At 71.3% G+C, this 18,427-nt stretch carries 13 protein-coding genes; 8 read left to right on the forward strand and 5 right to left on the reverse strand.

Translation table 11 applies throughout. The features are described 5' to 3' along the window. Positions 1-1,161: CDP-glycerol glycerophosphotransferase family protein (locus CR470_RS13640; protein ID WP_179892245.1), on the forward strand; the 1,161-nt coding region annotated here is incomplete at its 5' end. Between the two features lie 83 nt (positions 1,162-1,244). Then, complete coding sequence (locus CR470_RS13645; protein ID WP_097867863.1) at positions 1,245-2,483, forward strand: hypothetical protein; 1,239 nt, start codon at positions 1,245-1,247, stop codon at positions 2,481-2,483. A gap of 6 nt (positions 2,484-2,489) precedes the next feature. Here the strand turns inward: CR470_RS13645 and CR470_RS13650 are convergent, their stop codons facing one another. Next, a complete protein-coding gene (locus CR470_RS13650) occupies positions 2,490-3,098 on the reverse strand; it encodes a TetR/AcrR family transcriptional regulator (RefSeq protein ID WP_179892246.1) in 609 nt (202 codons plus the stop codon). A 245-nt stretch (positions 3,099-3,343) separates the two neighbouring features. Here CR470_RS13650 and CR470_RS13655 point away from each other — a divergent pair, with 245 nt between their 5' ends. Together CR470_RS13655 and CR470_RS13660 are read left to right on the forward strand one after the other, a co-directional pair. Further along, positions 3,344-4,249 (forward strand): ABC transporter permease, encoded by a 906-nt coding sequence (locus CR470_RS13655; protein ID WP_179892247.1) that lies wholly within the window; start codon positions 3,344-3,346, stop codon positions 4,247-4,249. Then, on the forward strand, positions 4,242-5,033 hold the full coding sequence (locus CR470_RS13660) for an ABC transporter ATP-binding protein (protein ID WP_097867865.1): 792 nt from the start codon (positions 4,242-4,244) through the stop codon (positions 5,031-5,033). The genes CR470_RS13655 and CR470_RS13660 overlap by 8 nt, the downstream gene beginning before the upstream one ends. Before the next feature lie 137 nt (positions 5,034-5,170). Here the strand turns inward: CR470_RS13660 and CR470_RS13665 are convergent, their stop codons facing one another. Further along, entirely contained in the window at positions 5,171-10,204 is a 5,034-nt protein-coding gene (locus CR470_RS13665) for an NAD-glutamate dehydrogenase (RefSeq protein ID WP_097867866.1), read from the reverse strand. Between the two features lie 432 nt (positions 10,205-10,636). Here CR470_RS13665 and CR470_RS13670 point away from each other — a divergent pair, with 432 nt between their 5' ends. Further along, positions 10,637-11,215, forward strand: coding sequence for a DJ-1/PfpI family protein (locus CR470_RS13670; protein ID WP_097867867.1), 579 nt, complete (start codon positions 10,637-10,639; stop codon positions 11,213-11,215). A 263-nt stretch (positions 11,216-11,478) separates the two neighbouring features. Here the strand turns inward: CR470_RS13670 and CR470_RS13675 are convergent, their stop codons facing one another. Next, positions 11,479-12,156, reverse strand: coding sequence for an HAD family hydrolase (locus CR470_RS13675; protein ID WP_097867883.1), 678 nt, complete (start codon positions 12,154-12,156; stop codon positions 11,479-11,481). A gap of 39 nt (positions 12,157-12,195) precedes the next feature. Continuing rightward, positions 12,196-12,702, reverse strand: a complete 507-nt coding sequence (locus tag CR470_RS13680; RefSeq protein WP_097867868.1) for a DUF6912 family protein — start codon at positions 12,700-12,702, stop codon at positions 12,196-12,198. A 273-nt stretch (positions 12,703-12,975) separates the two neighbouring features. Here CR470_RS13680 and CR470_RS13685 point away from each other — a divergent pair, with 273 nt between their 5' ends. Further along, positions 12,976-13,422 carry an Rv3235 family protein gene (locus CR470_RS13685; RefSeq protein ID WP_097867869.1) on the forward strand — a complete coding sequence of 149 codons (447 nt, stop codon included), beginning with the start codon at positions 12,976-12,978 and terminating at the stop codon, positions 13,420-13,422. A 65-nt stretch (positions 13,423-13,487) separates the two neighbouring features. Here the strand turns inward: CR470_RS13685 and secA are convergent, their stop codons facing one another. Then, positions 13,488-16,307: a preprotein translocase subunit SecA gene (gene secA / locus CR470_RS13690; RefSeq protein WP_097867870.1), complete on the reverse strand. Its 2,820-nt coding sequence runs from the start codon at positions 16,305-16,307 to the stop codon at positions 13,488-13,490. Between the two features lie 240 nt (positions 16,308-16,547). Here secA and CR470_RS13695 point away from each other — a divergent pair, with 240 nt between their 5' ends. Both CR470_RS13695 and CR470_RS13700 read left to right on the forward strand, forming a co-directional pair. Next, on the forward strand, positions 16,548-17,168 hold the full coding sequence (locus tag CR470_RS13695; protein WP_097867871.1) for a GNAT family N-acetyltransferase: 621 nt from the start codon (positions 16,548-16,550) through the stop codon (positions 17,166-17,168). Positions 17,169-17,224: 56 nt separating this feature from the next. Beyond that, complete coding sequence (locus tag CR470_RS13700; protein ID WP_097867872.1) at positions 17,225-18,412, forward strand: winged helix-turn-helix domain-containing protein; 1,188 nt, start codon at positions 17,225-17,227, stop codon at positions 18,410-18,412. Positions 18,413-18,427 lie beyond the last annotated feature (15 nt).

Genomic DNA, 18,427 nt, shown 5'->3' on the forward strand with positions numbered 1-18,427 from the left:
GCGTACGGCAGGCGGCTCCTGCGCGCCGCGCACTACCGCGACGGGCGCACGCTCCTCCCGCTCCGCGACACCGTCCTCTACGCGGGCGGCGACTCCCCGCGCGCCGTCCACACCGAACTCGTGCGCCGGGGCACGGAGACCGAGCACCTGTGGGTCACCGGTACCACCCCCGGCCGCACCACCCACGTCCCGCCCGGCGCGCGGGCCGTCCCCGTGCACAGCCCCGCCTGGTACGAGGCGCTGGCGCGCTCCCGCCGGATCGTCACGGACGAGCAGCTGCCCGAGTGGTTCGAGCGGCGTCCGGGGCAGACGGTCGTCCAGACCTGGCACGGCACCCCGCTCGGCCGGTTCGGCGGCGGCCTGGCGGACACCCTCTACGCCGACCACCAGTACCTCGCCACCCTGCCGCGGCGGTCGGCCCAATGGTCGGTGCTGGTCTCCCCGAGCCGCTTCGCCACCCCGTGGCTGCGCAGGTCACTGGCGTACGAGGGCGAGGTGCTGGAAGCCGGTTCGCCCGCCAACGACGTGCTGTTCCCGCCCGACCGGGACAAGGCAGCCGAGGAGGTGCGGCGCGGACTCGGGATCCCGGAGGACCACCGCGTCGTGCTGTACGCCCCGACCTACCGCGACCACCTCGCCCATCCCCCGGCGGCGTCCGCCGACCGCACGGCCCCCGGCCCGTACCGCTGGGACCCGGCCCTCGATCCGGGCGCATTGGCACGGGCGCTCGGCCCCAGCCACACGGTGCTGGTGCGCCGCCACCCCCGGGTCACCGGCACCGTCCCGACCGGGCCCGGCGTGCTCGACTTGTCCGGGCACCCGGGGGCGGCCCGGCTGCTGCTGGTGGCCGACATCCTGGTGACGGACTACGCGGGGCTGATGTTCGACTTCGCGCTGACGGGCCGGCCGATGCTCTTCCACACGTACGACCTGGAGCACTACCGCGACACCGTGCGCGGCTTCTGCCTGGACTTCGAGACCCGGGCGCCGGGGCCGCTGCTGGTCACGACGGACGAGGTGGCCCAGGCGCTGCGCGACACCGGATCGCTGGCCGCCCGGCACGCCGACGCGTACGAGAGCTTCCGCCGCGACTACTGCGATCTGGACGACGGTGACGCGGCGGCCCGGGTCGCGGACCGGCTGCTGGCGGACCTCCCGTAGGGGCCGCCCGGGAACCGTCGCCCGGAATCCCCCGGACGAGTGGCGGCGGGGAGAGCGGGCCCGCCGCACGGAACCCATGAGGTGTGCCCCTCTTCTCCGCTGCCTCCTCCTCCGCCCCGCCCTCCGGCGCCCCGCACTCCGGCCTCCCGCCCGTCGCGGCCGGCGGCGACGCGGCCGACGGAACGGCCCGGCCGCCCCTGTGGCTGCCCTCGCCGTACCTCGTGCTGGGCGGCCTGCTGTGGGCCGTGCTGTCGGCGGCGGCCTGGCAGGCTCCGCTGTGCTGCGAGACCGGGCTCCAGGCGGCGGTCGTCGAGCGGCTGCGGGTGAACCTGCTGCACCCGGCGTTCCCGATGACCGACCTGCCCGCCGTGGCGAGCGCGCACTACTCCCCGTACGCGCTGCTCCAAGGGCTGGCCGCCCGCGCCACCGGTCTCTCGGGCCCGTCCGTCGTGGCGCTGGCCGCGTCGGTGAACCTGCTGCTCCTGCTCACCGGAATCGGCCGGCTCACCCGGCTGCTGACCCCGAACCGCTGGATCCCGGTCCTCGCGCTGGTGCCGCCGGCCCTGATCCACTGGGCGGACCCGGCCCGCTGGAGCGCGCCGAGCACGTTCGCGGTCGCGGTCACCCTGCACCTGTGGGCGTGGACCGGGCGCGCGACCGCCCGGGCCGCCCGCCCCGGTGATCCGAAGCCCGGCCGGACGCCCCGGTGGGCGGAGGCGACCGGGATCGGCGTACTGCTCGGGCTCGTCCTGCTGGTCCACCCGCCGACCGCGATCGGCGCGGCGATCGGGTGTCTCGCCCTGATCGCGGTCCGGACGCGGACCCGGATCCGGCCGACCGTGTGGCGGTGGGCGTTCGCCGTCGTGTGCGCGGTGACCGTGGCGGCGCTGTGGCCGTACTACAACGGGCTCACCGCCCCGCGCACCCCCGCCGACGGCCGGACCACGGGGCCTCCGGCGGCCGAGGGGGTGCGGGCGGCCGGGGAACCGTACGCCTGGGCGACCGCGCACGTGCCCCCGGGCGAGGTGGTCCTGACGGACAGCCGCCCGGCGATGTACGCGCTGGCCGGCCACGGAGCGTACGTGCTGGCCGACGCGCTGCCGGACGCGGGGCTCGCGCGCACGGAGCGGCGGGAAAGGAGCCGGGCGGTGGCCTCGTACCTCGACGGGTCGACCCCGCAGGCCCGACGGGACGGGATCACCGCCCGGTACGGGGTGCGGTGGCTGCTGCTGACCCGCTTCCAGCGGCTGCCCGAGAACGCGACAATGCTGACGTTCAGCCCGCGTACGGGCGAGGTACTGGCGCGGGTACCGGCGGGCTGAGCGTCCTCAGGCGTGCTTGAGGGCGGCGACCGCCGAGGCGGCCAGATCGTCCAGGTAGCCCTTGGGCAGTTCGCCGCGGACCACGACGAGCCGCCAGTACAGCGGCCCCACGATCAGGTCGAGCGCCCGGTCCGGATCGCTGCCTTCCGGCAGCTCCCCCCGGGCCACCGCCTCCCTCACCACCACGGCCGCGACGCCCTGCTGCTGGTCCAGGAGCGCGGTCTTGATCGCCTCGGAGATCTCCGGATTGCGGGCCGCTTCGACCAGCAGGTCCGGGATGACCTGCGAGGCGACCGGGTGGCGCAGGGCGTACGCGGCCAGTTCCAGGACGGCGCGCACATCCCCGTACAGCGAACCGGTGGCCGGGGCGGGCATCCCCTGGGCGGCGACGGCGGCGACCAGGTCGAGGACGAGCGCCAGCTTGGACCTCCAGCGGCGGTAGACGGCGGTCTTGCCGACGCCCGCACGCCGGGCGATGCCCTCGATGGACATCCGGGCGAACCCCACCGCGGCGAGTTCCTCGAAGACGGCGGCGCGGATGGCGTCCGTCACGTCCTCGCGCAGGACGGCGGCGCCTGCGGGGGCGCGGCGGCGGGTTCCCCGTTCGGTGGTCATGGCCCGCATGATAGTCGGCCGCGACGAAACGGTTGCGTTGCGACGTAGAAGCGTCCTACTCTCGGCGTTACGACGATACGGTCCCGTCCCAACGAGGGCGTCCCCACGGGACCGTATCGTTCCGCCGCACCATCGCCCCACCCGTCCCGCCGTCCCACCCCATCCCCTCCCCAACCCCACCCCCCTCCCGCTTCCGTCGAAAGCGATCGTTCGTGGTGAGCCAGACAGCAGCTCCGCCGTCCCCGGTGAGCACCCCCGCCCAGGACGTCCCCACCTCCGCACCCGGTGAGCTGGCCGCCCTGGCCGCCCGGCACGGCCTGACCGTCAGCGGCGCCCGGCCGTCGCTGCCCTCCTACATCCGGCAGCTCTGGGGGCGGCGGCACTTCATCGCCGCGTTCGCGACGGCCAAGCTGACCGCCCAGTACAGCCAGGCGAAGCTCGGCCAGATCTGGCAGATCGTGACGCCGCTGCTGAACGCGACGGTCTACTACTTCATCTTCGGCGTCCTGATGAACACCAAGCACGGGGTGGAGGACTTCGTCCCGTTCCTGGTCACCGGGGTCTTCATCTGGACCTTCACCGCCAGCTCGATCACCGCGGGCACGCGGGCGATCAGCGGCAACATCGGCCTGGTGCGGGCCCTGCACTTCCCGCGCGCCTCGCTGCCGGTGGCCCTCGCCCTCCAGCAGTTGCAGCAGCTGCTGTTCTCACTCGGCGCGCTGACCCTGATCCTGCTGGTGTTCGGCCAGTACCCGAGCCCGTCCTGGCTGCTGGCCGTCCCGGCGCTCGCACTCCAGGCGGTGTTCAACACCGGGGTGTCGATGGCCGTGGCCCGGCTGACGGCGAAGACCCCGGACATCGCGCAGCTGACGCCGTTCGTGCTGCGGACCTGGATGTACTCCTCCGGCGTGATGTGGAGCCTGGACCACCTGCTCAAGGGGGAACGGGTGCCGCACGCGGTGATGGTGGCGCTGGAGTACAACCCGGCGGCGCTCTTCATCAACCTCATGCGGTACGCGCTCATCGACAGCTACACATGGGCGCAACTGCCACCGTTCGCATGGGCGGTCGCGGCGGGCTGGGCGCTGCTGTGCGGCGTGGCCGGATTCGTGTACTTCTGGAAGGCCGAGGAGACGTACGGACGTGGCTGATCGCAAGGATTCCCCCGGGCACGACCGTGTCCCGACGGTCGTCGTCGACGACGTCCACATCACGTACACGGTCAACGGCGCCCGTACGGGCAAGGGCAGCGCGACCTCGGCGCTCAGCCGGATCACCACGCGCCGCCGTACCCCCGGCGCACGCCAGGTGCACGCCGTGAAGGGGGTCAGCTTCGCCGCGTACAAGGGCGAGGCCATCGGCCTGATCGGCTCCAACGGTTCCGGCAAGTCGACGCTGCTCAAGGCGGTCGCGGGCCTGCTGCCACCGACCCGGGGCAGGGTCCACACCCAGGGCCAGCCGTCGCTGCTCGGCGTGAACGCGGCGCTGATGGGCGACCTGACCGGGGAGCGCAACGTGGTGCTGGGCGGACTCGCGATGGGCATGACCCGCGAGCAGATCCGCGAACGCTACGACGAGATCGTCGACTTCTCCGGCATCAACGAGAAGGGCGACTTCATCACGCTGCCGATGCGCACGTACTCCTCGGGCATGGGCGCCCGGCTCCGCTTCTCCATCGCGGCGGCCAAGAGCCACGACGTGCTGCTGATCGACGAGGCGCTGTCCACGGGCGACGCGAAGTTCCAGCACCGCAGCAAGGACCGCATCAAGGAACTGCGCGCCGAGGCGGGCACGGTCTTTTTGGTCAGCCACAGCAACAAATCGATCACCGAAACCTGCGACCGGGCCCTGTGGCTGGAGGCGGGCACGCTGAGGATGGACGGCCCGGCGAAGGAAGTGGTGGCCGCGTACGAGGCGTTCACCAAGCGCAGGTAACCCTTCGGTCCCCCCCGGCCGGCCAAGCCAGCCCGTCCGGCGCTTGAGGACAAGGCCCGTACCCGGGAGGCCCGCATCAACGCCCAGGGGGCCGGCGCCACCAACGGCGCCGGCCCCCACAGACGTACAGGAACGCCCTACGCGTGCGTACGCAACAACGTCCGCATCGTCCGCATCGCCACCGACAGGTTCGCCAGATCGAACGCGTCCGACCCCTGGATCTCCTCCAGCGTCGACCGCGACCGGGCCAGGATCGCCGCGTTCTTCTCCTCCCACGCCCGGAACCGCTCCTCCGGCGTCGAGGACCCGTTCCCCACACTCAGCACGTCCGAGGTGAGCGCCGCGTGCGCCGCGTACAGGTCCTCGCGGATGGAGGCGCGGGCCATGGACTGCCAGCGGTCGGACCGCGGCAGCTCGATGATCCGGTCCATCAGCTGGGTGATCCGCAGTCGGTCCGCGAGGTCGTAGTAGACCTCGGCGACCTCCAGCGGGTCCTGGCCCGTACGGTCGGCGATGGCCACGATGTCCAGCGCCGGGAAGGCGGAGGAGAACCCGGCCACCCGGACCGCCAGCTCCTCCGGCACGCCCGCGGCCGTCAGCTCGTCCAGGATCGAGCGGTACCAGTCCAGGTCCGCGCCCCTGAGCAGCTTGGGCAGCTCGTCCCAGACCCGCGCGACGCCGTCCCGGAACCCTTCGATGGTCTCCGCGATGGCGACGGGCTGCGGCCGGTTGCCCAGCAGCCAGCGCGAACCGCGCTCGACCAGCCGCCGCGAGTGCAGCCGGATCCGGGTCTGGACGTCCGCGGCGACCTTGTTGTCGAGCGCCTCGACCGCGTCCCACACCCGGGACAGTCCGAAGATCTCCCGGGCCGCGAACTGGGCCCGCACGATCTCCTCCATCGATGCCCCGGTCTCCTCGCGCAGCCGGTGCAGGAAGGTCGAACCGGCGGTGTTCACCGTGTCGTTGACCAGGACCGTCGTGATGATCTCGCGCCGCAGCGCGTGCCCGTCGACCGCCGCCGGGAACCGCTCGCGCAGCTCACTCGGGAAGTAGGCGTGCACCAGCTTCTGCAGGTGCGGGTCGTCCGGCAGGACGGTGGAGATCAGCTCGTCCGCCGCCGTGATCTTGGTGTAGGCGATCAGCACGGCCAGCTCGGGCTGGCTGAGCCCCTTGCCGTTGCTCAGCAGCTCCCGGACGTGCCGGTCGGCGGGCAGGAACTCCAGCGCCCGGTCGAGAGCACCGTCGCGCTCCAGGCGCCGCATGAAGCGCTGCTGGGCGTGGAGCAGGGACGGGGCCTGGGCGGAGGCGTTGGAGAGCGCGACGTTCTGCGCGTAGTTGTTGCGCAGGACGAGCGCGCCGACCTCGTCGGTCATGTCGGCGAGCAGCTTGTTGCGCTGCTTGACGGTCATGTCGCCGTCCCGCACCAGACCGTTGAGCAGGATCTTGATGTTCACCTCGTGGTCGGAGGTGTCCACACCGGCGCTGTTGTCGATCGCGTCGGTGTTGATCCGGCCGCCGCTGCGGGCGAACTCGATCCGGCCGAGCTGGGTGGCCCCGAGGTTGCCGCCCTCGCCGACGACCTTGGCCCGCAGGTCCTCGCCGTTGACGCGGATCGCGTCGTTGGCCTTGTCGCCGACGTCGGCGTTCGACTCGGAGGCGGCCTTGATGTAGGTGCCGATGCCACCGTTCCACACCAGGTCGACGGGGGCCTTGAGGATGGTCTGCATCAGGTCGGCGGGCGTCATCTTGCTCACCGAGGGGTCGATGCCGAGCGCCTCGCGGACGTGCGAGTTGAGCGGGATCGACTTGGCGCTGCGCGGGTGGATCCCGCCGCCCGCCGAGAGCAGGCCCGTGTCGTAGTCGCCCCAGGAGCTGCGGGGCAGGTCGAAGAGCCGGCGCCGCTCGGCGTACGAGGTGGCGGCGTCCGGGTTCGGGTCGATGAAGATGTGCCGGTGGTCGAAGGCGGCGACGAGGCGGATGTGCTCGGAGAGCAGCATCCCGTTGCCGAACACGTCGCCGGACATGTCGCCGACGCCGACGACGGTGAAGTCCTCGGTCTGGGTGTCGTGCCCCAGCTCCCGGAAGTGCCGCTTGACGGACTCCCAGGCGCCCCGGGCGGTGATGCCCATGCCCTTGTGGTCGTAGCCGGCCGAGCCGCCGGAGGCGAACGCGTCGCCGAGCCAGAAGCCGTACGCGACGGCGACCTCGTTGGCGATGTCGGAGAAGCTCGCGGTGCCCTTGTCGGCGGCGACGACGAGGTAGGTGTCGTCCTCGTCGTGGCGGACGACGTCGGCGGGCGGCACGACCTCGCCGACCACCATGTTGTCGGTGATGTCGAGCAGCGCGGAGATGAACGTGCGGTAGGCGGCGACGCCCTCCGCGAACCAGGCGTCGCGGTCCACGGACGGGTCCGGGAGCTGCTTGGCGACGAAGCCGCCCTTGGCGCCGACGGGCACGATGACGGTGTTCTTCACCATCTGCGCCTTGACCAGGCCGAGGATCTCCGTACGGAAGTCCTCGCGCCGGTCCGACCAGCGCAGCCCGCCTCGGGCGACCTTGCCGAAGCGCAGGTGGACGCCCTCCACGCGCGGCGAGTAGACCCAGATCTCGTACGCCGGCCGGGGCGCGGGCAGGTCCGGGATGGCCTGCGGATCGAACTTCATCGAGACGTACGAGTGCGGGGTGCCGTCGTCCGTGTGCTGGAAGAAATTGGTCCGCAGGGTGGCCTTGATGACGGTGAGGAAGGACCGCAGGATCCGGTCCTCGTCCAGCGAGGCGACCTGGTCCAGGGCCCCGTCCAGCTCCTCCAGAAGCCCGTCGGTCAACTCCGTGCCGGCGCTCTGGCGGCCGGGCGACATGCGGGCCTCGAAGAGCGAGACGAGCAGCCGGGTGGTGTGGACGTTGTTGCGGAGCGTGGACTCCATGTAGTCCTGGCTGAAGGTCGAGCCGGCCTGCCGCAGGTACTTCGCGTAGGCGCGCAGCACCATGGCCTGCCGCCAGTTCAGCCCGGCGCCGAGCACCAGCGCGTTGAAGCCGTCGTTCTCCGCCTCACCCCTCCAGACGGCGGCGAACGCCTCCTGGAAGCGGGCGCGGGCGTCGTCGGCGAGATAGCCGCCGTTGCCGCTGGCCACCGGCATCCGGAGCCCGAAGTCGTAGATCCAGGCGTGGGTGCGGTCCGCGCAGCGCAGCTCGTACGGCCGCTCGTCGACGACCTCGACACCGAGCTGCTGAAGCGCCGGGAGGACGGCGGAGAGGGAGACCTGCTCGCCGGTCCGGTAGATCTTGAAGCGGCGCTCGCCGGGACCCGCGCCGACCGGCTCGTACAGGCTGAGGGCGAAGTCCTTCTCGCCCTGCTTGAGGGTCTCCAGGTGCACCAGGTCGGCGACGGCGGCGCGCGGCGAGTGGTCGGCCTTGTAGCCCTCGGGGAACGAGTGGCCGTACTGGCGCTGGAGTTCGGCGCCGCGCTCCTCGCCCAGCTCGGCGGTGAGCGCCTCCTGGAAGCCGTCGGCCCAGGAGCGGGCGGCCTCGACGAGGCGGGCCTCGATGCGGTCGGCGTCGGCGTCCGTCAGATGCGGCAGCTCGGTGCCGGCCGGGACGCGGATGACGAAGTGCAGCCGGGAGAGGATCGACTCGGTGTTCCAGGCGGTGAAGTCGACGCTGTTGCCGCCGAGCTCCTCCTTGAGGATGTCGATCAGCCGCAGGCGTACGCCGGTGGTGTAGCGGTCGCGCGGCAGGTAGACGATCGCGGAGTAGTAGCGCCCGTACTCGTCCTGGCGCAGGTAGAGCCGCAGCCGACGGCGCTCCTGGAGGTAGAGGACGGAGGTCACGATGGAGCGGAGCTGGTCGACGGGCGTCTGGAACAGCTCGTCGCGGGGGTAGGTCTCCAGGATCTGGAGCAGGTCGCGGCCGTCGTGGCTGTTGTACGAGAAGCCCGCGCCCTCGACGACCTCGGCGACCTTGCGGCGGATGACGGGCACCCGGCGCACGGACTCGGTGTAGGCGGCGGAGGAGAACAGCCCGAGGAAGCGCCGCTCGCCGACGACGTTGCCCTTGGCGTCGAACTTCTTCACGCCGACGTAGTCGAGGTAGCTGGGGCGGTGCACGGTGGCCCGGCTGTTGGCCTTCGTCAGGACGAGGAGCTTGTGCTCGCGGGCCTTGGCACGGGCGTCGGCGGGCAGCCGGTCGAAGGACGGGCTGACCGGATGGGCCTCGTCCTCGCTGTGGTGCGGGTCGGAGCGCAGGATGCCGAGCCCGGTGCCGGGCACGGCGGCCAGCGCGTCGCTGTCCTTCAGCTCGTACTCGCGGTAGCCGAGGAAGGTGAAGTGGTCGGCGGCCAGCCAGCGCAGCAGCTCACGGGCCTCCTCGACCTCCTCGTCGGCGAGGTCGTCCAGCGGTTCGCCGGGCAGGTCGTCGGCGATCCGGAGGGCGGCGTCGCGCATCTTCCCCCAGTCCTCGACGGTCTCCCGCACGTCGGACAGGACGCGCAGCAGGTCGGCGGTGATCTGCTGGAGGTCGGCCCGGTCGGTCTCGCGGTCCATCTCGACGTGGATCCAGGACTCGACGAGCGCGTCGTGGGGCAGCTCGGCCTTGCCGCCCTTGATGCCCTTGGTGCCCTTGGTGCCCTTGGTGCCCTTACGGCCCTGGGTGCTCTTCGGGAGGCCGGGGCCGCCGGAGAGGACCTCGATGAGCTTGCCGGTGACATCGCGACGGACCGTGACCTGCGGGTGGATCACGACGTGGATGCCGCGCCCCTGCCGGGACAGCTCGTTGGTGACGGAGTCCACCAGGAAGGGCATGTCGTCGGTGACGACCTCGACGACGGAGTGGCTGCAGGTCCAGCCGTTCTCCTCGACGGTCGGGGTGTGCACCCGGACGTTCGCGGTGCCCTGCGGACGGTTCTCGGCCAGCCGGTAGTGCGAGGCGGCGGCGCCGTAGACGTCGACCGGGTCACGGCCGCTGAGGTCCTCCGGAGCCGTGTGCAGGTAGTAGCGCTGGAGGTAGGCGAGCACCGTGTCCTGACCGGCACCGGCGCTCTCGTCGGCCCCGGCGGCGGAAGTCCGCGCCCGAGGGGCACCTCCCGGGCCACCGACACCACCGCCCGGACCGTTTTCAGCTACCTTGGCGGCCCCTGCGAGCAGCTCGGCCTTGGCTTCGTCCAGCTTGGTCTGCATGTCCTCTGGCTCCTGTCGCGCGCCGTTGCGTGACGTAGGTGAGAAAAGCGGCGTACCGCCACGACGCGGGGTTTCCGGTCTGGGTCGACGCTATGCCGCTTCGAGAGATACCCGGGACCATATTGGCCATTTTCGGCAGCCGGTCCGGAGTCGGAAGATCGCGGATCGCCCGGGTGCTGTGGCACTCCGGGCGGCAGCCGGGGGCTTCGCTGCCCCCGAGGCGTATCGCGCTGATCACGGCACCAGGCTATCCCCCTCGCACCCCATCGCGTCATGAGCTGCTTGTGTACAAAAGAACCCCCCGGACTTTGACACTCTGGACAGTGCGCCGCGCCGCCTTGGCGAACTACCGAAACCGGGGCAGTCTGTCCGTACCGCACGGATCCAGGCCCTCGGCACGCCATCGGGGCCACCGGCCCCGAGGAGCCCGCCATGCCGCAGAAGATCCTCATCGTCACCGGCGACGCCGCCGAGTCGCTCGAAGTCCTCTACCCGTACCAACGGCTGCTGGAGGAGGGGTACGAGGTCGACATCGCGGCCCCCGAGCGCAAGACGCTGCGCTTCGTGGTCCACGACTTCGAGCCCGGCTTCGACACGTACACGGAGAAGCCCGGCTACACCTGGCCCGCCGACCTGTCCTTCTCCGAGGTCGACCCCGGGGCCTACATCGCCCTGGTGATCCCCGGCGGTCGCGCCCCCGAGTACCTCCGCAACAACGCGGAACTGCGGAAGATCGTCGGCGCCTTCTTCTCCTCGGACCGCCCGGTCGCCCAGATCTGCCACGGCCCCCTGATCACCGCCGCCAACGGCAGCCTCAGCGGCCGCAACGTCACGGCCTACCCGGCCCTGGAACCGGACATGCAGAGCGCGGGCGCGACCTTCCAGGACACGGAGGCGGTCGTGGACGGCGCCGTGGTCTCCTCCCGGGCCTGGCCGGACCACCCGGCGTGGATGCGAGAGTTCCTGAAGGTACTCAAGTCCATGCACCCCGCAGGCCCCTCCGACACCTGAGGACACGCCCCCACCCGGGCCCACCCCAAGCCCGCCCGACCGCACCTTCCAGCCCGCCGGGACGCACCCTCATCCCGCCGGAGCACACCTTCCCCCTGCCCGGCCGCGCCCTCCAGCCCGTCCGGCGCTTGAGGACGTCTTTTCAGCCCGTCCGGCGCTTGAGGACCGGGGTCCGGGGCAGCGCCCCGAAAGCCCGCAGCACGCCCACCCGCACACGGACAGGCACCGGCACACGGCACAGGCACCGCCCCACCCCGCCTCCGCTACGCGGAAAACGTCCGCGCCAACGCCACCGCCTCCCCCAGGCTGTCCACCACCGGCACCCCCGCCCCCTCCAGACTGCTCCGGCTGTGCGACCCCCCGGTGTACAGCACCGCCCGAGCCCCCACGTGCGCCGCCGCCACCGCGTCGTCCACCGCGTCCCCGATGACCACCGAATTCTCGGGCGCGATCCCGTCCACCCCGGCCAGTGCCTCGAAGTGCCGCTCCATGTGGAGCGCCTTGCTCCCGCCGGACGGCCCCGTACGCCCCTCGACGCGGACGAACCGAGGCTCGATTCCGTACCCCCGCACCACCGGCACCAGCTGCTCGTGCCCGTACATGCTCAGCAGCGACTGACTGCGCCCGGCCCGCTGCCACTGATCCAGCAGCTCCTCCACCCCGGCGGTGAGCCCACAGGCCACCCGCTGCTCCGCGTAGTACCGGTGGAAGATGCCGTCCATCCGCTCCCACTCGGCCTCGGTGGGCAGCCGGCCCAGGAACCGCTCGTAGAACCGGGGTATGGGGATGGTGTACATCTCCCGGTACTGCTCCAGCGTGATCGGCGCCAGCTCGACCTCCGCGAAGGCGGCGTTCGTCGCCTGGATGACGGCATGGGTGTCGTCGAGCAGCGTGCCGTTCCAGTCCCAGACCAGATGTGTGCGTGTCGTCCCGGAAGTCATACGCGAGAAAATACCCGCCGGGTCCGACAGCACCATCCCTCAGCCGATGAGCTGCGGAATCTCCTGGACGCCGAACCACAGCAGCTCGTGGTCCTCGGCCCCGTCCACGGTGAACTGCGCGTCGTCGTCGCCGAGGTCCGCCGCCCCCAGCGCCGACGCCGCGGCGGCCACGTCCTTCTCCGCGTCGTCGGCGTCCACGTGCACCGCCGCCGCCTTGGCCAGCGGCAGCGCGGCGGCGATCCGCACCTCGCCAAGCGATGCCGCGCTCACCCCGCGATCGGGGTCGGCGACGGCGGCCCCGTCCGGTACGTCGACGGCCACGACGACCCGGCGGCGCGCCTCGTCCGGCTTCCCCGCGATCATCCGGAGCGAGGCGGCGGCGGCCCGGTTGAGCGCCGCGTACTCCAGCTCCTCGATGTCGTCGGAGACGTACCACTCGCGCAGCCCGGGGGTCACCGCGTAGGCGGTCAGCGGTCCGGGGCCGACCTCGCCCGCACCGTGCGCCGCTGCGAGACCGGAGAGGGTCAGGGGGACGTACACGCGCATGGCAGGTCGCTTTCGTAGAGGGAAACGTCCTCAGGATACGTGGGAACGTCCCCTTTCGGGTTTCGGCAACCGGGGTCGTCCGTCCACGGCCGACGCCCCGTCACCCCCGCTGTCGCCCTTGTCCCGCAAGGGCCGAGCCACGGATAGGTGATTCCGCCCACGCCCGATCGGCGCCCGGAGGCCCCTTGCGTCGCTGACGACCGCACCCGTAGAAGATCCCCAACACAAGTTACCGTCCGGTAGAACCGGGCCCGGTCAACGGGGGCGACGATCATGAGCACGGACAGGACGAGGCCCACCGGCCGACGCGACCAGGGTGGTCCCCGGACCGTCCCTCCGCAGCGGTCCCGCAGGCAACAGCCCCACCGGCCGCAGCGCCCGCACCAGTGGTTCGCCGAGCGGCTGCTCGCGGTTCTCAGCGGCCAGCGCCCGGTGCACTGGATGCTCGGCCACACCATCGGCGAGGCCTACGACCAGCTCGCCGAGCTGGCCCCGAGCACTCCGCTGGGGGCCACCCGGGGCAGCCGCCCCGTCCTTCGCCACTGCCGCGGGGCGCAGCCCGCCACCGGCGTGGTCGAGGCGTTCGCCAGCATCACCGCGGGCGACCGGGTCCGGGCGATGGCCTTCCGCCTGGAACAGGGCGCCGACCATCGCTGGCGCTGCGCCGCGGTGGAACTGGGCGGCGAGCGCCTCACGGCCGGCCGCACCGGCCCCCGGTGAGCCGGAAACCGCGGCAGGGGCCGGACACCCCCTGGTGTCCGGCCCCTGCCGCGGTACCGCTGGTGCTACTTCTTGCGACGGCGACCGCCGCCGCCGCCGCTCTTCTGGGCCTTGCGGCGCTCCGCACGCGTCATGCCGTCCGAGGAACCGGACCGCGCGCTGTCGTCGTCGTTGGCGAAGTCACCCTCGACGACACCGCCCTCCCCGTCCACCGTGGGAGCGGAGAAGTGGAGCCGGTCCGGCCGCTGCGGGGCCTCCAGGCCCTTGGCGCGGATCTGCGGAACGGGAGCGGCGCTCTCCTTGTCCAGCGAGGGGCGCTCGGCGCCGTCCTGCACCGGAACCTCCTCGACCTGCTGCTCGACCTGGACCTCCAGGTTGAACAGGTAGCCGACGGACTCCTCCTTGATGCCCTCCATCATGGCGTTGAACATGTCGAAGCCCTCGCGCTGGTACTCGACCAGCGGGTCCTTCTGCGCCATGGCCCGCAGGCCGATGCCCTCCTGGAGGTAGTCCATCTCGTAGAGGTGCTCGCGCCACTTGCGGTCGAGCACCGAGAGGACGACGCGTCGCTCCAGCTCACGCATGATGTCGGAGCCGAGCGTGTTCTCGCGCTCCTCGTACTGCTCGTGGATGTCGTTCTTGACCGACTCGGCGATGAACTCGGCGGTGACGCCCGCCAGGTCCCCGGCCGCCTCCTCCAGCTCCTCGACGGTGACCTTCACCGGGTAGAGCTGCTTGAAGGCGCCCCACAGCCGGTCCAGGTCCCACTCCTCGGCGAAGCCCTCGGCGGTCTCCTGCCGGATGTAGTCGTCGATCGTGTCGTCCATGAAGTGCCGGATCTGGTCCTGGAGGTCCTCGCCCTCCAGAACGCGGCGGCGCTCGCCGTAGATGACCTCGCGCTGCCGGTTGAGCACCTCGTCGTACTTCAGGACGTTCTTACGCGTCTCGAAGTTCTGCTGCTCGACCTGCGACTGGGCGGAGGCGATGGCGCGGGTGACCATCTTGTTCTCGATCGGGACGTCGTCCGGAACGTTCGCCATCGACATGACGCGCTCGACCATCTGGGCCTTGAACAGGCGCATCAGGTCGTCGCCCAGCGACAGGTAGAAACGGGACTCGCCCGGGTCGCCCTGACGGCCGGAACGACCGCGCAGCTGGTTGTCGATACGGCGCGACTCATGCCGCTCGGTGCCCAGCACGTAGAGCCCGCCGAGCTCCTTGACCTCTTCGAACTCCGCCTTCACGGCCTGCTCGGCCGCCTCCAGCGCGGCGGGCAGCGCGGCCGCCCACTCCTCGACGTTCTCCACCGGGTCGAGGCCGCGCTGGCGCAGCTCCGCCTCGGCGAGGTCGTCCGGGTTGCCCCCGAGCTTGATGTCGGTGCCTCGGCCGGCCATGTTCGTCGCGACCGTGACGGCGCCCTTGCGGCCCGCCTGGGCGACGATCGTCGCCTCCCGGTCGTGCTGCTTGGCGTTGAGGACCTCGTGCTGGACACCGCGCTTGGAGAGCTGCTGCGAGAGGTACTCGGACTTCTCGACCGAGGTGGTGCCGACCAGGATCGGCTGGCCCTTCTCGTGCTTCTCGGCGATGTCGTCGACGACCGCGGCGAACTTGGCGACCTCGGTGCGGTAGATCAGGTCCGACTGGTCGGCGCGGACCATCGGCCGGTTCGTCGGGATCGGCACCACGCCGAGCTTGTAGATCTGGTGGAACTCGGCGGCCTCGGTCATCGCCGTACCGGTCATGCCGGAGAGCTTGTCGTAGAGGCGGAAGAAGTTCTGCAGGGTGATCGTGGCGAGGGTCTGGTTCTCGTCCTTGATGTCCACCCCTTCCTTCGCCTCGATCGCCTGGTGCATGCCCTCGTTGTAGCGGCGGCCGGCGAGGATACGGCCGGTGTGCTCGTCGACGATCATGACTTCGCCGTCGATGACGACGTAGTCCTTGTCCTTCTTGAACAGTTCCTTGGCCTTGATGGCGTTGTTCAGATAACCGACGAGCGGGGTGTTCACCGACTCGTAGAGGTTGTCGATGCCGAGCCAGTCCTCGACCTTGGCGACACCGGCCTCGTGGATGGCCACGGTCCGCTTCTTCTCGTCGACCTCGTAGTCGCCGGTCTCCTCGATGCCCTTGAGCTGGTTGCCCGCCTCACCCTTGGTGAGGCGCGTGACCAGCTTGGCGAAGTCGCCGTACCACTTGGTGGCCTGGTCGGCCGGGCCGGAGATGATCAGCGGCGTACGGGCCTCGTCGACGAGGATCGAGTCGACCTCGTCGACCACCGCGAAGTTGTGGCCGCGCTGGACGAGCTCGTCCTTGGACCACGCCATGTTGTCGCGGAGGTAGTCGAAGCCGAACTCGTTGTTCGTGCCGTACGTGATGTCGCAGGCGTACTGCTCACGGCGCTGGGCCGGCGTCATGTTGGCGACGATGCAGCCGACGCTCAGGCCGAGGAACTTGTGGACCCGGCCCATCATCTCGGAGTCACGCTCGGCGAGATAGTCGTTGACCGTGATCAGGTGCACGCCCTTGCCGGAGAGCGCGTTCAGATACGTGGGCAGGGTGCCGACGAGGGTCTTGCCCTCACCGGTCTTCATCTCGGCCACGTAACCGAGGTGCAGGGCGGCTCCGCCCATCATCTGTACGTCGTAGTGGCGCTGTCCGAGGACGCGCTTCGCGGCCTCACGGACCGTGGCGAACGCTTCGGGAAGCAGGTCGTCCAGGCTCTCGCCGTCCGCGTACCGTTCCTTGTACTCGTCGGTGAGCGCCCGCAGCTCGGCGTCGGAGAGGTTGACGAAGTCCTCTTCGATGGAGCTGACCTGGTCCGCGATGCGGTGCAGTTTGCGCAGGATCTTGCCTTCGCCTGCACGCATGAGCTTGTTGAAGACGGACACTGAGGCTGGTCTCCTTGCCGGTCGGGCCTGGCACTGGGTCGTGTAATGGACTCTGGCGCGGGCACGGCAGGTGGGCCCCACCGCAACGGCCATCGTAAGCGAGGACACCACCGCGTCGGGAGGGCTGCCGTCGCGTGGACCTCACCGCACCCTTATAGGACAACGGTCCAAACGCACGGAAGGTGCCGGGAAGCCCCAAAAGTGCTCGCATCGAGGAAGCCGGCTCACGAGAATCGGTCCATGGAGCCGATCACTCTCACCACGGAACGACTGCTGCTGCGGCCCTTCGGCCCGCAGGACACGTATCCCGTGCACGCCGCCTGTCAGGACCCGGACATCCAGCGCTGGACGGTGATCCCTTCCCCCTACCGCCTCACCGACGCGGAGGTGTTCACCACGAAGCTGTGCCCGGCGGGCTGGCAGGACGACTCCTCCTACGGCTTCGCCCTCGTCCTGCGGGAGACCGGGGCGCTCGTCGGTGCGCTCGGCATCGACCGCCGCAGCCGGCCGGGAACGTACGAGGTCGGCTACTGGTCGGCCAAGGAGCACCGCGGCCGCGGATACGTCACCGAGGCGGTGCTCGGCTCCGCCCGCTGGGCGTTCTCCTCCCTCGGGGCGGACCGGCTGGAGTGGCGGGCCGAGATCGGCAACCTGGCCTCGCGGGCCGTCGTCCTGCGGGCGGGCTTCCGGCCGGAGGGCGACCAGCGGTCCGGGCTGCTCAACAAGGGGGTACGGCGCGACGCCTGGACGGCGGCCCTGCTCCCGTCCGACCTGGGGCTCACCGGCACCCACCCGTACGTCCCCGAGCGGCACGCTCCACGGCCCGTCGGCGCCCCGGAACCCGGACCGTCACCTGCCTGATCCGCGTACGCCGTCCGGGGCCCGGACTGTCAGTGGCGCCGTCTAGGGTTCGACGTATGACGCCTGTGCCTCCTCCCGCAGTCGAACTCTCCGCCGACCAGGCCCGCCGCATAGCGCTGCGTGCCCAGGGCTTCCTGGGGGCTCCGGACCGCCGGGCGGGGGTGCCGGGGGTGCTGCGGCACCTCGGCGCGGTCCAGCTGGACACGATCTCGGTGCTGGCCCGCTCGCACGAGCTGATCCCCTACGCCCGGCTCGGCCCGGTGAGCCGCCGGACGGTGGAGGACGCCTACTGGTCGGGCGGCCGGACCTTCGAGTACTGGTCGCACGCGGCGTGCATCCTGCCCGTCGAGGAGTGGCCGCACTTCGCGTTCCGGCGCCGCGCCTACCGCTCCCGACCGCACTGGGGCCACGATCTGCCCGACGGCTCGTACGACACCGTGATCAAGCAGCTGCGCGACGAGGGCCCGCTGACGGCGACCGAGCTGGGCGGCGCGAAGAACGGCGGCGAGTGGTGGGACTGGTCGGCGTCCAAGGTCGCCGTCGAGCGGGCCCTGATGTACGGCGAGGTGGTGTGCACCGAGCGTCGCGGCTGGAAGCGGGTCTACGACCTGGCCGAGCGGGCCATTCCGGACGCGCTGCTGCACGACGACCTGAGTGACGCCGAGTGCCGGCGACGACTGGTGGCGCTGGCGGGCAAGTCCCTGGGCGTCGGCACCCGCAGCGACATCGCGGACTACCACCGGCTGAAGGGCGAGGAGTTCGACGCCGTGGTGGAGGACTCGGGGCTGGTCCCGGTCGTGGTGGAGGGCTGGGCGAAGCCGGCCTGGGCGGACCCGGAGGCCCTGGCCAAGGAGCCGCGCGGACGCCACCGTACGACGCTGTTGTCGCCGTTCGACTCCCTGGTCTGGGAGCGGGCGCGCACGGAGCGGATCTTCGGCTTCACGCATCGGCTGGAGGCCTACGTGCCCAAGCAGAAGCGGATCCACGGCTACTTCGCGATGCCGTTGCTGGCGGGCGGAAAGCTGCAGGGCCGGGTCGACCCGGCGCGCGAGGGCACCACGCTGGTCGCCCGGCAGGCATCACCGGCCGGCCCGAAAGCGGTGATCCCGATGGCCGAGGCCCTGGTGGAGGCGGCGGCCTGGGTGGGCTGCACGGACATCCGGGTGGACCGGGTGGACGCCCCGGAGCTGCGCGAGCCGCTCAGGTCGGAGATCGGCCACGCGCTCCGGCGCGCCCACCGCTGACCGGCCGCCTCTGAC

The sequence above is a fragment of the Streptomyces sp. rh34 genome (genome assembly GCF_002551245.1).
Classification (GTDB): Bacteria; Actinomycetota; Actinomycetes; order Streptomycetales; family Streptomycetaceae; genus Streptomyces.

Bases quoted from the DNA above. Each gene is read 5' to 3' on its own strand.
- CR470_RS13665 (WP_097867866.1), bottom strand. From the start codon at position 10,204: ATGCAGACCAAGCTGGACGAAGCCAAGGCCGAGCTGCTCGCAGGGGCC.
- CR470_RS13685 (WP_097867869.1), top strand. From the start codon at position 12,976: ATGAGCACGGACAGGACGAGGCCCACCGGCCGACGCGACCAGGGTGGT.
- CR470_RS13675 (WP_097867883.1), bottom strand. From the start codon at position 12,156: ATGACTTCCGGGACGACACGCACACATCTGGTCTGGGACTGGAACGGC.
- CR470_RS13650 (WP_179892246.1), bottom strand. From the start codon at position 3,098: ATGACCACCGAACGGGGAACCCGCCGCCGCGCCCCCGCAGGCGCCGCC.
- CR470_RS13695 (WP_097867871.1), top strand. From the start codon at position 16,548: ATGGAGCCGATCACTCTCACCACGGAACGACTGCTGCTGCGGCCCTTC.
- CR470_RS13680 (WP_097867868.1), bottom strand. From the start codon at position 12,702: ATGCGCGTGTACGTCCCCCTGACCCTCTCCGGTCTCGCAGCGGCGCAC.
- CR470_RS13700 (WP_097867872.1), top strand. From the start codon at position 17,225: ATGACGCCTGTGCCTCCTCCCGCAGTCGAACTCTCCGCCGACCAGGCC.
- CR470_RS13670 (WP_097867867.1), top strand. From the start codon at position 10,637: ATGCCGCAGAAGATCCTCATCGTCACCGGCGACGCCGCCGAGTCGCTC.